This is a genomic window from Bacillus sp. PAMC28748 (assembly GCF_014250415.1).
Classification (GTDB): domain Bacteria; phylum Bacillota; class Bacilli; order Bacillales; family Bacillaceae; genus Bacillus; species Bacillus licheniformis.
This window is the reverse complement of sequence record NZ_CP060192.1, coordinates 1,555,647-1,570,881: the sequence shown is the minus strand read 5'-3', so window position 1 is coordinate 1,570,881 and position 15,235 is coordinate 1,555,647. Positions and strand designations below refer to the sequence as shown.

At 46.8% G+C, this 15,235-nt stretch carries 16 protein-coding genes; 4 read left to right on the top strand and 12 right to left on the bottom strand.

Annotated elements, in window-relative coordinates:
* Window positions 1-33: 33 nt before the first annotated feature.
* Together H7F26_RS08060 and H7F26_RS08055 are read right to left on the bottom strand one after the other, a co-directional pair.
* Window positions 34-1,656 carry an L-lactate permease gene (locus H7F26_RS08060; RefSeq protein ID WP_026080770.1) on the bottom strand — a complete coding sequence of 541 codons (1,623 nt, stop codon included), beginning with the start codon at window positions 1,654-1,656 and terminating at the stop codon, window positions 34-36.
* A 49-nt stretch (window positions 1,657-1,705) separates the two neighbouring features.
* A complete protein-coding gene (locus tag H7F26_RS08055) occupies window positions 1,706-2,665 on the bottom strand; it encodes an L-lactate dehydrogenase (RefSeq protein ID WP_003178742.1) in 960 nt (319 codons plus the stop codon).
* Between the two features lie 449 nt (window positions 2,666-3,114).
* Here H7F26_RS08055 and H7F26_RS08050 point away from each other — a divergent pair, with 449 nt between their 5' ends.
* Entirely contained in the window at window positions 3,115-4,320 is a 1,206-nt protein-coding gene (locus H7F26_RS08050) for a nitrate/nitrite transporter (protein WP_003178740.1), read from the top strand.
* A gap of 99 nt (window positions 4,321-4,419) precedes the next feature.
* Here the strand turns inward: H7F26_RS08050 and H7F26_RS08045 are convergent, their stop codons facing one another.
* Complete coding sequence (locus H7F26_RS08045; protein ID WP_003178738.1) at window positions 4,420-5,160, bottom strand: MerR family transcriptional regulator; 741 nt, start codon at window positions 5,158-5,160, stop codon at window positions 4,420-4,422.
* 83 nt (window positions 5,161-5,243) lie between these two features.
* On the opposite strand from H7F26_RS08045, the gene H7F26_RS08040 reads away from it, so the two are divergent.
* Window positions 5,244-5,930 carry a CPBP family intramembrane glutamic endopeptidase gene (locus H7F26_RS08040; RefSeq protein ID WP_003178737.1) on the top strand — a complete coding sequence of 229 codons (687 nt, stop codon included), beginning with the start codon at window positions 5,244-5,246 and terminating at the stop codon, window positions 5,928-5,930.
* Window positions 5,931-5,949: 19 nt separating this feature from the next.
* Here H7F26_RS08040 and H7F26_RS08035 read toward each other — a convergent pair whose 3' ends face one another.
* From H7F26_RS08035 to H7F26_RS07995, 9 genes are all read right to left on the bottom strand, one after another.
* A complete protein-coding gene (locus H7F26_RS08035) occupies window positions 5,950-6,651 on the bottom strand; it encodes a cytochrome c biogenesis CcdA family protein (RefSeq protein WP_003178735.1) in 702 nt (233 codons plus the stop codon).
* 150 nt (window positions 6,652-6,801) lie between these two features.
* Window positions 6,802-7,896, bottom strand: coding sequence for a toxic anion resistance protein (locus H7F26_RS08030; protein WP_003178733.1), 1,095 nt, complete (start codon window positions 7,894-7,896; stop codon window positions 6,802-6,804).
* Window positions 7,897-7,912: 16 nt separating this feature from the next.
* Window positions 7,913-9,517, bottom strand: a complete 1,605-nt coding sequence (locus tag H7F26_RS08025; RefSeq protein WP_185855249.1) for a YceG family protein — start codon at window positions 9,515-9,517, stop codon at window positions 7,913-7,915.
* Window positions 9,518-9,522: 5 nt separating this feature from the next.
* Window positions 9,523-9,744, bottom strand: coding sequence for a helix-turn-helix domain-containing protein (locus tag H7F26_RS08020; protein ID WP_003178729.1), 222 nt, complete (start codon window positions 9,742-9,744; stop codon window positions 9,523-9,525).
* A gap of 144 nt (window positions 9,745-9,888) precedes the next feature.
* Window positions 9,889-11,070, bottom strand: a complete 1,182-nt coding sequence (locus H7F26_RS08015) for an HpcH/HpaI aldolase/citrate lyase family protein (RefSeq protein ID WP_017474007.1) — start codon at window positions 11,068-11,070, stop codon at window positions 9,889-9,891.
* Window positions 11,071-11,163: 93 nt separating this feature from the next.
* On the bottom strand, window positions 11,164-11,937 hold the full coding sequence (locus tag H7F26_RS08010) for a TerC family protein (RefSeq protein ID WP_061577951.1): 774 nt from the start codon (window positions 11,935-11,937) through the stop codon (window positions 11,164-11,166).
* Between the two features lie 65 nt (window positions 11,938-12,002).
* The gene (locus H7F26_RS08005) at window positions 12,003-12,581 is read right to left on the bottom strand and encodes a TerD family protein (RefSeq protein WP_003178725.1); all 579 of its coding nucleotides are present in this window, start codon (window positions 12,579-12,581) and stop codon (window positions 12,003-12,005) included.
* 75 nt (window positions 12,582-12,656) lie between these two features.
* Window positions 12,657-13,238 (bottom strand): TerD family protein, encoded by a 582-nt coding sequence (locus tag H7F26_RS08000; protein WP_003178723.1) that lies wholly within the window; start codon window positions 13,236-13,238, stop codon window positions 12,657-12,659.
* Window positions 13,239-13,266: 28 nt separating this feature from the next.
* On the bottom strand, window positions 13,267-13,869 hold the full coding sequence (locus H7F26_RS07995) for a TerD family protein (RefSeq protein ID WP_003178721.1): 603 nt from the start codon (window positions 13,867-13,869) through the stop codon (window positions 13,267-13,269).
* A 316-nt stretch (window positions 13,870-14,185) separates the two neighbouring features.
* On the opposite strand from H7F26_RS07995, the gene H7F26_RS07990 reads away from it, so the two are divergent.
* A complete protein-coding gene (locus tag H7F26_RS07990; RefSeq protein WP_003178719.1) occupies window positions 14,186-14,749 on the top strand; it encodes a PadR family transcriptional regulator in 564 nt (187 codons plus the stop codon).
* The gene (locus H7F26_RS07985; RefSeq protein ID WP_095240202.1) at window positions 14,742-15,224 is read left to right on the top strand and encodes a DUF4188 domain-containing protein; all 483 of its coding nucleotides are present in this window, start codon (window positions 14,742-14,744) and stop codon (window positions 15,222-15,224) included. Before H7F26_RS07990 ends, H7F26_RS07985 begins: the two co-directional genes overlap by 8 nt.
* Window positions 15,225-15,235 lie beyond the last annotated feature (11 nt).

Here is a 15,235-nt window from a genome sequence, read left to right as displayed (position 1 = left end):
AAGCCTTTTCCCGCAATGGGAAAAGGCTCTTCTTTATATGCCAAGCTTTGATAGCGCAAACGTCCAAATGCAAATGATGAAAAGCAGAACCAGGCTGTATTTAACGGTTTGGCTGAAAAGCTTTGATTCCTGCCCTGTCTCTTTAACCGCGGCTGTTGCAATCGCAATCGACTGCGGTGAGATCAGCTTGGCCATCACGCCTCCCGCGGTATTTGCGGCAAGCAGCAAAGCCGAACTTGTCCCGATTTGCGCTCCGGTGACTGCTTGCAGGTGGCCGAATAATGCGTTGTTGCTGACGACTGAACCTGTGATAAAGACACCGATCCAGCCCAATACGGGACTGACGAACGGAAAGATATCCCCCGCTTTGGCGAGCGCCAGTCCGATGGTTGAACTCAATCCGGCATAATTGGCCAAGTTTGCAAAACCCATCACAAAGCAAATGGTGAGAACGGGAAGCCACAGTTCCTTGACCGTCTCTTTCAGACTGGAAAGTCCTCCGCGGAAACTGATGTTTCGGCTCATCACAATCGTGATGATCACCGCGATCAGGATCGCCGTACCCGTCGCTGAAATGAAGTCAAGCTTCATCACAGCATCAAGCGGTGCCTGTTCCGGAGATATCGGCGGCGTTTTCAGCACTTCCCGGTGAAGAAAAGGCATGTTGAATAAAATTGTCGTTTGCTTCAGGAATCCGCCTTCCTGAAAAAGCCCCTTAAAACCGGGCAGGCTCCACACCGCAATGACGGCGGTCAAAATATAAAACGGTGACCAAGCGTTCATAATGTCTGCTGCACGATATTTTTCAGCGGGCACATGTTCATTCCCGGTTTCCCTGTATATGTGGCGCGGCTGCCACTTTTTCAAAAACAGCGCCAGCGCTCCCATGCTGATTAAAGCGGCCAAAATGTCGGCAAGCTCCGGCCCCAAACTAATCATTGTTAAAGTCTGCACCGCCGTATAGCTGCCGCTTAATACGAGAAGAGCCGGCAGCGTTTCCCTTATTCCTTTAAACCCGTCCAATATGAAAACGAGCAGGAACGGGACAAAGAAAGCGATGACCGGCAGCATCAAAGCGAGCGTTCTGGAAAGCTCAACCGGTGTTAAGCCTCCCATCTGCGCTCCTGTGATAACCGGAATTCCGATGGCTCCAAAGGCTCCGGATGCCGCATTCGCTATTAAACATAGGGATGCCGCTTTCAAAGGTTTAAAACCAAGCTCGACAAGAAGAACGGCGCTGATCGCAATCGGCACACCGAAGCCTGCCGCACCTTCCAAAAAGGCGTTAAAACTGAACCCGATCAGCAATAGCTGAAGCCGCTGGTCGGACGAAATTCCGGCAATGCTCGCTCTGATCACTTTAAACTTTCCGGTTTTGACAGAAATTTTGTAAAGCCATACAGCCATCAGGACAATATATCCGATCGGCCAAAGGCCGTTAGCAATTCCAAGTAAAACGGCGGAGACAGCTTTCGCAGCCGGCATGTGAAAGAAGAACACCGCTACAATAAAGCTGACCGCCAGCGTCAAAAATGACGCAATGATTCCTTTCATCTTCAACACGGTCAGTGCAAGAAGAAAGAAAAGAATCGGCAGTATGGCGGCAAAAGCGCTGATAAACAGATTTCCAAACGGATCGTATATCTGCTGCCACATTTTCATCATCTCGCAATCTTCATGATGTTAGTATCTTCATGGTGTTCAGTTACGCCTGCAGTTCAAAATGCGGTTTTAGAATTGCTTTTAACACACCTGCGCTATGCTTGAATTGTTGTTTTTCCTTTTCGTTCAGATCGAGCTCAACAATTTCCCTCGCTCCGCATCGGCCGACAACCGCCGGAACTCCGATATAAACATCATTTTCTCCAAATTCACCATCAAGATGAGCGCTCACGGTCAAAATTGCTTCTTCATTTCGATAAATCGCTTTCGTAATACGTGCGAGGCTCATGGCAACTCCGTAGTATGTCGCGCCTTTTTTCTCAATAATGTGGTAAGCGGCGTTTTTTACATTGTCAAACAGTTCATCTAGATCTTCCGCTTTGTATTTCTCATTTCTTTTCAGCAAGTCGCTGACGGGAACTCCGCCGATATTCGCATGGCTCCAGACAGGCAGCTCCGTATCTCCGTGTTCACCAATGATATAGCCGTGCGCATTGTGGGCAGCGACACCGAAATACTCGCTGAGCAAGTAGCGGAAACGGGCAGTGTCAAGCGTTGTGCCGCTTCCGATGACGCGTTCTTTTGGAAGGCCGCTGAATTTCCAAGTCGCATAAGTCAAGATGTCGACAGGGTTTGTAGCGACGAGGAAGATGCCGTCAAAACCGCTGGCCATGACTTCTCCGATGATTCCTTTAAAAATTTTCAAGTTTTTTTCGACTAGATCAAGGCGGGTTTCACCCGGCTTTTGGTTCGCTCCGGCGCATACGCAGACAATATCAGCTTCTTTGCAGTCATCATATGTGCCGTACCATGTTTTCACAGGATGCGGAGCAAATGCTTTACCGTGGTTGAGATCCATAACATCGCCCATTGCTTTGTCTTTATTTAAATCAATGATCACAAGTTCGTCTGTGATACCTTGGTTAATTAACGTAAATGCATAGCTGCTTCCAACAAAACCCGCACCGATCAAAACTGTACGATTGACTTTTTGGTTTCTCATGACTCATCATTCCTTTGCCGTTTGTTTTAAACTAAGCTGTTTGTGAAATTCTTCACATTCATATTGTGCAATACTTCACATACTTTTTCAAGTGATATACATTTTTATTTATGTCTATTTTGTGTCTCCACGTATTTCTTCCTTAAATTTGTACATTTTCTGGTAAAAATATGCCTTATGTCTAAAGAAAAATTGATAAACGCGTTGCAAAAGACGGTTTTATCTGCAAGTGCATCGGGCCTATATCAATATAAGGTTTCCCATTTTCAGCGCTCATAACACCACTATTCTTCAGCATGATTCAATTATCGCCTGCTATAGTGCTGTCCAAACTAACATTTTAAATATTCAATCTTTTAGTTTGTTAGTAAAGCTTACAAAAATACTGCCAACCCTATTCGATTTTGTCATGATAAATTCTAGAATCTATCGGATGGGGAGTGTTGCAATTGAAATTGGCGGATTTGAGGAAGAGCGGACACGCGCCTTCCTTGTTGTCATCTTTTTTATATTTCGATGTCAGCTTTATGATTTGGGTGTTGCTGGGGGCGCTTGGTGTTTATGTTACGGCTGATTTTGATTTATCGCCTTCACAGGTCGGATTGATTGTCGCCATACCTACTTTGGCCGGATCGTTTTTCCGGATTGCGCTCGGCATTTTAACCGACCGTTTCGGACCGAAAAAGACGGCTGTTGGCGGAATGCTGGTGACGATGATTCCGTTGTTATGGGGATGGCAGTTCGGTTCATCGGTCGCCGAGCTGTATATCATCGGAATTTTACTCGGTGTGGCAGGCGCAAGCTTTTCCGCTTCCCTTCCTATGGCGAGCCGCTGGTATCCGCCGCACTTGCAAGGTCTTGCCATGGGGATCGCCGGGGCGGGAAACAGCGGAACACTGCTTGCTACGCTATTCGGCCCTCGCCTTGCGGAGCAAGTGGGCTGGAACGGCGTCATGGGACTGGCGCTGATTCCTTTAACCCTCGTGTTATTCAGCTATTTCCTTATGGCTAAAGAACCTCCGAATCAGCCGGCTCCTAAACCGCTCAAAGACTATTTTGCCGTTTTCAAAGAAAGGGACACTTGGTATTTTTGCCTTCTCTACAGCGTGACATTCGGGGGTTTTGTCGGCCTGTCCAACTTTTTAAGCTACTTTTTTGCATCCCAGTATGCCGTTCCGGCGGTAAGAGCCGGCGAATTTGTCACGCTTGTCGTTGCATCCGGAAGCTGCCTCCGCCCTGTCGGCGGATTGATTGCCGATAAAATCGGCGGCGTGCGTTTGCTTCAATTCCTCTTTATCGGAGTGGCTCTGTGCATGTTCTCGGTCAGTATGCTCCCGTCTCTAGGCGTTGTCACAGCCGCATTATTTATCGGCATGGGCTGCCTCGGAATGGGGAACGGCGCGATATTCCAGCTTGTACCGCAGCGATTTCAACAAGAGATCGGGATGGTGACGGGGATCGTCGGCGCTGCGGGGGGAATCGGCGGATTCTTCCTTCCGAATATCCTCGGAACGCTGAAGCAAATTACAGGTACGTATTCAAGCGGGTTCCTAACCTTTACCGTTATTGCATTTTTAGCGCTCGGTCTGCTTTTGTTTGCTCAGGCCGGATGGAAAAAACAGTGGAAAGCCGAGGAGAAATCAATCCGAATTTAAGGGGTAGCCGCTCGATTCTTTTCGGGCGGTTTTCTATGCGGCATATCCTGTTTGATCTTTTGGTTATCCGGCCCGATCATGACAATTGGATGCTCATCATCACCCTGATCCTCCTGAATCATGAAATGCAGATTCAATCGCTCTCTCCGCAAATTCCATAATCCCGCTGTCAAGCGGATAAAGCCCGTTTGGCTCCTCAGACTTGCGAACCTCCCAGAATCGATCGGCTAAATCCTCATGTCCCTTAAACGAATGATCAGACAGGCATATGATATCCTCCGCAATTTGCTTTCCCCATTCAGATTCAGGCGGCACCTCTTGTTTTAAACACAGCTTAATCCGCTTGATGATAGAGAGCCATTGCTTTGTGATGAAATCGTCACTCTCCGCCTTCGGAAGCCTTTCTGCTAAAATCTCAGCCTCCTCTTCAGAGAATGATTCCTTCCATGGTTTATGCCGGGGCTGTCTGACGAGCTTGAGAAGGTCTTCCCAGCTCAAGCTTCCTTCGATTTGATACATGTTCAGCAAAGTATTTGTATGCTCCAGGCTCTTCGTCAGCTGTTCGATCTCCGAATTAAGGCGCCTTTTATGCATTTCGATGATACTAATTGTATCCAATTGATTCATTAACGTCTTGATATGCTCCAATGAAAATTGAGCAGATTTCAAGATCATAATTTTTTCGAGCTCTAACAAATCTTCCTTCGAATATTGCCTTCGCCCATTCGGCAGTGTAGAGCCCGGTTTTAATAAACCGATTTGATCGTAGTAGCGGAGCGTCCTTACGGATATCCCCATCATCTTCGCCACCCGCCCGGTTGTCAGTTCCTCTTTCACCATATCTCCCTCCTAAAATATTGCTTGAAGATTACGTTACGTCACCATTTAAAATGATTTTATCTTAAAAACAGGAGGGTTTTGTGATGGAATGGAAAAATCCTTGGAACAAAAAGCAGCTGGTCTGCTTGTTTTTGATCGCATTTGCAGCCGTGCCGATTTTCATTGAATATTTATTAAAGAATGCTTTGGATCTGCTTTTAGGCGAAGGCATGCTTTCAGCCATGTTGATGAGTATCGCAATGGCGGCCGTTTTTATTCTAAGCTTGTACTATATCGCCTTAAAGCCGGACCGTCTGTCTTGGCGGGAAATCGGAATCTCCCGGTTCGCCCCTGCATACTTGATTCAAATAGCGGGATGGACGGTTTTTTTAATCGTGATGACGTTTGCCGTTATGGAAATCCTGATTTGGTTCGGCGCAGGCTACGAAAATACAAAAACAAAAACGATCACTGCCGATCCTTCATGGTTGAGCATTGCAATGTCTTTCGCTTCTGCCTGCATCGTTTCTCCCATCTACGAAGAATTGTTTTACCGCGGTTTTCTTTACCGCTGGTTCCGCGCTGAATTCGGGGTTGTATGGGCACTTGTTGCAAGCAGCGCCCTCTTTATGATCGCTCATATCCCCACATACAACACCCTGGCCGTTAACTTTGGAACAGGGCTCGTGTTTGCCTGGACATACGAAAAAACACGATCGATTATACCTGCGATGATCATCCATAGTTTATTTAACGCGATTTTGCTGTTTTTCACAATCTTACTCACATAATGCAGCATGCGGAAGTTTTTCAAAAGAGATTCGTCAAATTCGAATACCAGATGTTAATCCATATCATGTTGTCCGTATAAAGCAGGATGCCGATGACGATCATCAGCGCGCCTCCGATCTTCATGAGCATATTCGAATATTTCATAAGCGGCCTGATGTTTCCGATAAAAAACGCCATGAGCAAAAAAGGAATGGCAAAGCCTAAAGAATATGCGGTGATCATCATGAATGCGCTCCCAAAATCAGGGTTCTGAAAATTTGCGTATGCGATCGTTCCGAATATAGGCCCGATGCACGGCGTCCAGCCCGCCGCAAAAATCATTCCGACCAGCATTGAATTCAGCAGGCCTATTTTTCCCTTTCTAATCGAAAAGCGCCGCTCCTTCATCATAAAAGCCGGCCGGAAAACGCCGAGTAAGAACAGTCCCATGACGACGAAAAATATCCCGCCCAGCATGCGGATTAAGTTATGGTATTGCAAAAACAGCAGACCAACCGAGCTGGCAGAGAAACCCAATATGTAAAAAATCACAGAAAAACCGGCCAAAAAAGCCGCTGCGTGAATCATCACCGATTGTTTGATATGCTTTGCATGCCGGTTTTTCAAATCGCCGACCGAAATCCCGGTGATGTAGGAAATAAATGATGGATACAAAGGCAGGCAGCAAGGAGAAATAAACGACAGGAAACCGCCGCCGAATGCCAGCCATAAAGCGGCCATATACTTCCACCTCTTTCATGTTTATATATTTTTTACCATGCGATTCTCTTTCTCTAGCATAACATAAAAAACCGCCTATCATGGCGGTGATTTTTTGTATATTTGAAGCCGCCGCCAGCTGATCTGGGGGCGGCTTCTTCTTTATCCTTTTTAACCGTTTAAAGCGGCTTTTTTCATATTGTCCTGAAGTTCCAATATGCGTTTTGCCCCTTCTTCGCGCAGGCGTTTGTTCTCATCTTCAATCTGCTTCGTCTCCTGCATGCCTTTGACAATCGTATTCCAAGATTGTTCGATCGTTTCAATATCGATGCTCGGTCTTCCGGACATTCTGGCGATTTCGACGGACTGGCTTGAAATATTTTCCGCGTTGCGCTTCAGCATTTCGTTGGTGCGGCGGTCGAGTTCGCTCATTGAATCGGCGACAAGTTTTTGGCGCTTGGCGGTAACGGCCTGGATGATGCCGTTTTTGAAAATCGGAATCGTAATGATGAATGCCGAGTTGATTTTTCCGATCAGCTTTGTGTTGCCGCGCTGGAGCAGGCGGATTTGCGGCGCCGTTTGAATTGCGACCATCCGCGCCATATCGAGATCATACACCCGTTCTTCCAGCGCTTGAATGCCGTTTCGAAGCGTATCAAGCTCCATCTGCGCCATCTGGTTTCCGCTGGCCGCTTTCGCTTCATATTCGGGGATGAGCCGCTGCAATTCTTCTATTTTCATCTGGCCGGCTACGACGTATTTTTCCAGCTCCACATAGTATTTAAGGTTGCTTTCATACATTTCATCAAGCGTCACGGTCGATTTTGTCATTTCATCTTTATATTTTGAAATTTCGACATTGATTTTTTCGATTTCACCGCCGAGCGTTTGATATTTTTTAAATATTTTCTCGATCATGCTGTTGCCGCGCTTAAATAATTTAGAGAGCAAGCCTTTTTGTTCTTCAAAGTCATTCTTGTCAAAGCGGTCCATGATTTTTCCGAGCTGCGTCAACATCGCGCCTGAATCTGTCACACTGTTCGTTCTCATCATGGAAAGAATGCGGTCAGAGAACTTGGATATTTCAAGAGCGGGCTCCTTACCGAATTCTAAAAGCTCCACTTGGTTTTTCACGTCAATTTGTCGGGCCAGAGCTTGCACATCCGGCTCCTGGCGGAGTTTCGCACGGATGTCCTCCGCTTTTTCAACCGTGATCTCTTCCTCTTTGCTAATATTGACGATGCTTGTTTCATTTGGATTTGCCATCAGAATGGCCCCCTCCTTAAAAGATTTTATTGATGAACTTCCGGACGATTGACGGCTCTTTAAACTCCTGGTTGAAGGACATTTCATCAAGCCAATGGGTATCAAAGTGCTGCCTGTCGATATAGTGGTCAATACACTTATGGCCCGGCGGATTATAGATGATAATGTCAATGCCGATTTCATTTAACAAAAGCAAGGCGGCCGCGTCCGACCGGGTGAGTGTCCCCGTCTGTTCCGTGTGATACAAGATCAGCTTCGGCACGGTCTGTGAATAGTCAAATGTCTGAATCATATTCAATAGCGCTGCCGGAAGCTGTACCGCTTGGGTAAACAAATACAGCTGTACATCGGCTGTCTTTTCATTGTTCAAAGCCAGCATCTTCGGGCTTTTGCACATCCTGGAAACCGCTTGGGCAATGCCTCGCTGTACTCCCTCAGGCAGATGCTTGTAGCGCCATATATTGCTCTCCATTAAACGGCCTGGATCGATCATCCCCGTTTGATCAAGCGCATCGCTGTAATGGAATTGATAATTCGACGTCTCTTCCTTTGTAAACGGGAAGCGCCGGATCGTATGCGACTCCTTATACTCCGTCAGTGTCTGCAGACGGTCCCAGTACTCTTTTTCATTGCTGGAGACGCCCATGACCATCGCGAATAAATTCGGAATGTTAACCGTTGATTTAGACGCCTGAAAATTAGGTCTGATAAAGGCTCGTTCCTTCGCAATTAAAAACAGTTCATCATATGTTGTCTTCAAAGTCACAGAGGCCGGAGTATGCTCCCTGAACTGCCAAGGTTTGTACATTAGCGAATCCTCATTGTGCAGGACAGTATCCAGCTCCTTCGCGGAACGGTACGCCACCGTTGCTTTGCGCTGGGGCTTTTCAGTCGGGAACGGCTCTAATGCAGACGTGTCCGGGTATGTGAAGACAAAAGAAAGCTTTTGCTCGGGATCAAGCTGGCGAAATTCGTCTTTTCCCTCCGGATGAAACAGCAGCACATCGCATCCGACAAGCATCAAATAGTATAAAAAATACCGTTGGCTTTTGGTGGTGTCCCCGTACCAAACCACTTTCGGCATCGCCGTTTCGCAGTCGGCCCCTTTCAGCCACTTCTCCAAATGGTTGCCCATCCATTTGACAAGGTCAAGGAGGACCCGGCGAAAATCCGGATCGTTCAATCCTTTTTCATGAAAGGACTGAAACAGCTGCAGCACTTCGATAAGCGCCTTCCTTAAATGCCGGTGCATAGCGGGATCAGGGTGCTTAGGAATCAGCTGCTCCCCGTCAAGAAAAGCGGCAAACCGATTGACGGAAAGTCCTTTTTCTTTCTGGTTCACCATATGGATCCGCTGTATGGCCTGAAACCTTTCCGGAGAAATGGTCTTATCAAGCGTCTCGCTTAACACATGCACATCACCGGACGCATACAGCTCATGGAAATATATGTAGTAATCCGTTTCATCGTGCGGAGTTCCAAGAATCCGTCCCGCCAGACGGCTTATCGTCAAATGACTGTTTTTTTCATACGGGGTTCTCTCCGGGAGCGGCTTCTTGATGATCTGCTTCCATTCATCATCATTGACCAGGGCGTTTTGAATATTAATCTCTTGATTCATAGCGCTCAGCCGTCTCCCCTTTCTTCTGAGTCAGTGTCGCTCTTACGTCCAAATACGGCACACATGCCCGCTCTTGTCACGGCATAGGTTGTCCCGAACTTTCTGATTGTTCCCGCAGGAAAATCATGCGCTCTCTTTCGGAGCGTAGACGAATCAATCCCCCACTCTTCACATGCCTGCTGGGAACTGAGAATCTCGCTGCTCGTGAGATCGACTATTTTCATCATGGCTGTTCATCCTAAAATTTCATTTGTTTTCTCCTGAGAAATTCACAATGTCTGCCTTTGAGATCATGGTGGTAGTGCGGCTCTTTTACAGTAGAAGCACTGATCTTTTAAGCGTTTTGCCCATTTCCAATCACCCGTCCCAGACTAACTCCCGAACGATCCAAGGTTTGAAAACGGTTTGGACGCTCTAAGTATATCCGTATAGCTGTGGTTTTCATGATATACCCCGTAGATTTCAGCCTTTAATAATATTTTTTTGGCCCAGCTAAGGTACGGCTTGATTTCGATCATTTTATTTGAGAAAGAACTTTTTACAACGCCGCGGGTGCCGTCGGCACTTTCGACGATGCTTAAGGCATCCAGATAATCCTCCATTGATATAACGTGCAGGCTTTGGACCGCTTTTATTTGTGACGGATGAATCACGCTTTTTCCGTGAATGCCGTTGGCCAGGTCAAGAAGCGTTTCATTGATCAATCCGTCCATATACCGATTGATCACAAGCGAAGATTCCCCCGCCTCAGCCCAATTCGGCGCAAAAGGCGGAACCGTTCGCGAAGCATCTCCAAAGTACTCCCAGACAGGCCCCGAAATCACGAATTGCAAGCCGAAATAATTGACGATATCTTTGATGAAATCAGAGATGACCAAAATGTCGTAAATCGGCGTTTCCGGTTTTCTTCTTAAGCCGTAGAGACCGCACAAATCAGTCGCCCCGATTCTGATATTCAGAATGATATCCTGATAAAAGCCAAGCGTTGATTTTAATTCCTGCAGCGCCTTTGCCCTCGTTTCCATCGCCAGCAGATCAGGTGTCTCAAAGATCGGCATTCCGTATAGCACAATGCCGGATTCTTGCGACAGCTTCGTTAAAGTATCAAGGTAGTGCTCTGCATTCAACATCGAAAACTTCGGAAATACGAATCCGGCAAACAAGTGAAGCGCGCGGCCGAGCTTGTTGCCCAATTCGAGCATCTGCTCAGGTTCCCGCACTCGGATAAACATCAGCGGCAGCACATCGCTGTTGATGTTCTGCAGTTTTTGCGCCTGATAAATCATATCGGCCTGACTGACAAGATTGTTTTCAGCCTGTAGAACCTCACAATCGCCGATCGAATCTTCAAGGCAAAAAACGACCGAGCACAATTCTGGATACTTGTTATTGATGATGACATCTGCTATATCTTTTCGGTTCCCCGGAACATAGAGCGCAGCTCCAAGCGCATACTCGAGAATGCGCTTCGGAGAGTCCTTTGTAACCGTACCCGGCAGTTTGAAAAAGACATCTTCTTTTTGAGAGGCGGATAAAAAATCAAAGTATTGCACATGGGTCACCTTCTTTGAATAGGAATCATACACCCCTTTGATGTAAAAAAAGGGCGGAGCAGATCTACTCCCCCCTTTATGTTTTGCAGTTTGTTATTCTTCCTTTGAAGCCGCCGTTTGCTCTTTTACAGCTTTTTGCTTGTTCATATAGTGAATGATAAATGTTGCGGCAAAAGCAATAATCAGAATGATAAAGAAGACGCTGTGCGGCATTTCAATATGCCATACACTCGCAGCCATTTTCAGTGCGATGATTCCGATTAAAACAAAGGCCGTTGTTTCAAGTTCAGGCACTTTGTCAATCAGCGTCAAGAAGAATTTCGCAACGGTTCTCATCATCAAGATGCCGAGCATGCCGCCGATCAGAAGCACCCATACCTTTTCAGATACGGCAAATGCCGCCAGGATGCTGTCGACCGAAAATGCAAGGTCCATGAGCTCTACCGAAATGACAGTCGCCCAGAAGACCCCGAAAACGCGTACCATCCAGCTGTCTTTTTTGATGGCGTTTGCTTCATCATCGCCCTCACCGATGAAGAAGTGCTTGATGACGAGCCATGCCAGATATGCGGCTCCGAGCAGTTTGATCCACCAGAATTTAATCAGGATCATACCGAGTCCAATGAATAGAAATCTAAAGAAGTAGGCCCCGATTAAACCGTATGTCAACGCTTTTTTGCGTTGTTTTTCCGGAAGGTGCTTCACCATGACGGCGAGAACGAGGGCGTTATCCGCAGATAAAAGCCCCTCCAGCACGACCAGCGAGCCGATCAGCCCCCAGGAAACAGGGTCCGTTAATACTTCCACCCACATTTCCCAATCGAAAAATGAGGCGTAAATTGACATAATATGATGAAATAACTCCACTTTCGTTACCTCCTAATGATGAAAAAGCAAGACTGAATCACGCAAAGGTGACTCAGCCGGCAAAACTAGACTTGCAGGCCGTAGTTGCGGCAAAGCGATGCCAATCCGCCGGAAAACCCGCTGCCGATGGCATTGAATTTCCAATCTCCTCCGTGACGGTACAATTCGCAAACAACAACCGCTGTCTCAATTGAAAAATCCTCTCCCAAGTCAAAGCGAAGCAGCTCTTCATTTGTTGATTCATCTACGAGCCGGACAAACGCATTTGAGACTTGTCCAAAGTTCTGGCTGCGGCTTTCCGCCTCGTGAATCGTCACCGTGATGCCGATCTTTTCAACATGAGCGGGGATTTTTGAGAAATCGACGATGATTTGCTCGTCATCGCCTTCACCTTCTCCTGTCCGGTTGTCGCCCGTATGAATCACGGCGCCGCTTGGATGCTCGAGGTTGTTGTAAAAAACGAAGTCGTGATCATTGATGCATCGATCGTTCTGATCGACAAGAAAAGCCGACGCGTCCAAGTCAAAATCGGCGCCGCCGGTATATTTGTTTGTATCCCAGCCTAAACCGATCAGCGCTTTCGTCAAACCGGGGTTCGTTTTCGTTAAATCGATCCTTTGTCCTTTAGATAATTGAATCGCCATCGATACTACCTCCTTAAGAAAATGTCAGCCGGACCAACGGACGCCATCCGGCGCCTGCTGTCCGGATCTTCAAAATCAGCCGACCTGCAGGCCGAAATCGGTGGCGATCCTCGCCAGCCCGCCTTGATAGCCTGAGCCGATCGCTGAGAACTTCCATTCCCCTCCGTGGCGGTACAGCTCTCCCGTGATCAGCGCTGTTTCAATCGAGAAATCTTCACCCAGATCATAGCGGATTAACTCTTCGTTCGAGTCTTCATTGATCACGCGAACGTAAGCATTTGACACCTGTCCGAAATTTTGGCGGCGAGCCTCCGCTTCATGAATCGTAATCACAAAAGAAATCTTTTGAATATCGGCCGGCACTGCATTCAAATTGATTTTTACCTGCTCATCGTCTCCTTCGCCTTCCCCTGTCCGATTGTCGCCTGTATGTATGACAGCTCCGCCTGCGCCCTCGGTCTGATTATAGAAAATAAAGTCCTTTTCAGAAGAGCACTTGCCTTCTGCGTTGAGCAGGAACACGCTAGCATCCAGGTCAAAATCAGCACCGCCGTCATATTGATTGACATCCCAGCCAAGGCCGACGACAACTTTCGACAATCCGGGATTTGTTTTTGTTAAATCGATTTTTTGTCCTTTTGCTAATGAAATTGCCATGTTGATCTCCCCATTTCTTATATGAATGTCAGGCGTAGCGTTTAACGATTTCCGTAATGCTCGTATCGTTTGTGCCTTCTCCGACAGCGGTGAATTTCCACTCGGCGCCGTCACGGTAAATTTCGCCCGCAATCAGGCTTGTCCGCCCAGAATAATCGTCCCGCAGATTGTACTTGACCATCTCACTGCGATCATTCATGTTGACGATGCGTATAAAGGCATTTTCGATCATTCCGAAATGCTGGCTTCGTTTCACGCAATCGTATATATTCACGACAAAGACAAGCTTATGAATATGCGAAGGAACTTTTTGCAAATCTACAATGATTTGTTCATCATCTCCGCTGCCTTCGCCTGTCAGATTATCTCCGGTATGTTCGATGCTGCCGCATCTGCTCCTCAAGTTTCCGAAATAAATGACGTTCTTGTTCTCTGTGACTCTTCCGTTTTCCAGCATCAGCACGGATGCGTCACAATCAATATTCGGGGTTCCTCCCCCAAACAGCTTTCCAAAAAAACCGCCGCTTCCGGACGCTACCGGATCCCAGCCGAGACCGACTAAAATCTTCGAAAGCCCCGCTTTTCCTTTTGTTAAATCAATCCGCTGACCTTTCTCTAAAGAAATAGCCAAACTGTTCACTCCTCCGTTGAATCATAACCTTAAAGATCACAGTGCTGGATGAGAATAAGAGTTTGAAAGATCCAATTATCACGCCAGCGTGATTCATATCTTTACAAATACAAGACCAATGAATCATTATTTAACCTGCTTAACTATATATACGGAAAGATTCAGAGAAAAGTTTCGCGGTTTTTCGATATTTTTTTATCACATTTTCATCCCGGTCAAATTATCGACAACAATAGTAGCGATTGCACGAAGTCAGCGCCTTTGATATGATGTATCTAAAAGATATATATCAAATAGATATAGAAAGGCGGTTTGTATGACAAAAAGAAATCACACGACTTACGCGCTGCTTGGATTGATTACGGCCGGCTACCGAACGGGTTACGAAATGAAACGAATGATCGACCAAAGTTTGAATCATTTTTGGAAAATCAGCTACGGGCAAATTTATCCCGCACTGCGTCAATTAACGGAAGCAGGCTGGGCCGCGGCTTCTCCGGCGCTCTCGGACAAAAAGCAGGACAGAAAAGAGTACATGATTACCGCTGAAGGTCAAAAAGCGCTGCAGAGCTGGCTTGAAGAACCGATCAATGACATCGCTTCAGAAAAAAACGAGTTTTTGCTGAAGCTGTTTTTCAGCAAGGAAGAATCGCGGGAGAAAACCGCTTTGAAAGTGAAGGAGTACCAACAAAAGCTTGAAGAACGGCTTGAAGCATATAAAGCAATCGAGCAGTCAATTCTTTCGTGCAGCTCCCATTCAAAGGACAGAGAGTACTGGCTTTTCACGTTGGATTATGGAAAACGCACCACCTCGGCCGGAATTGAATGGTGTGAGGCCACAATCAATCGGCTGAATGGAAAGGAAGGGACCAATGGGTAAAACGATCATCAACAAGCCTTTTACGGCCGCCCCTGAAGATGAAGTCGTTGTATTTGTGATCGGGATGAGAGTAAACAAGTGGCATGCTGTTCATAAATGGTGGCCGGTTTTTACCGCCATGCCCCCTATGATAAAGGAGCTTTATCAAAACAAAAACCTCGGCTTTTTAGCAATGGAATCATTCATCAATTTCAGGACGATTTGTCTTATTCAATATTGGCGTTCTTTCGAAGATTTGACAGCATATGCAAAGGGTGATAAACATATGGCGGCTTGGCGCCGTTTTTATCAGAAAACAGCCGCATCAGGCGCTGTCGGCATCTATCATGAAACGTATTCGGTTCCAAAAGGGCGCTATGAGGCTTTTTACCATAACATGCCGGTGTTCGGCTTGGCAAAAGCGTACGGACATCAACCTGTCACCCGCGGAACCAAAACTGCTGAACAGCGAAAGCGGGGAACTGAAATAATCTGAAGGGGCTGTCG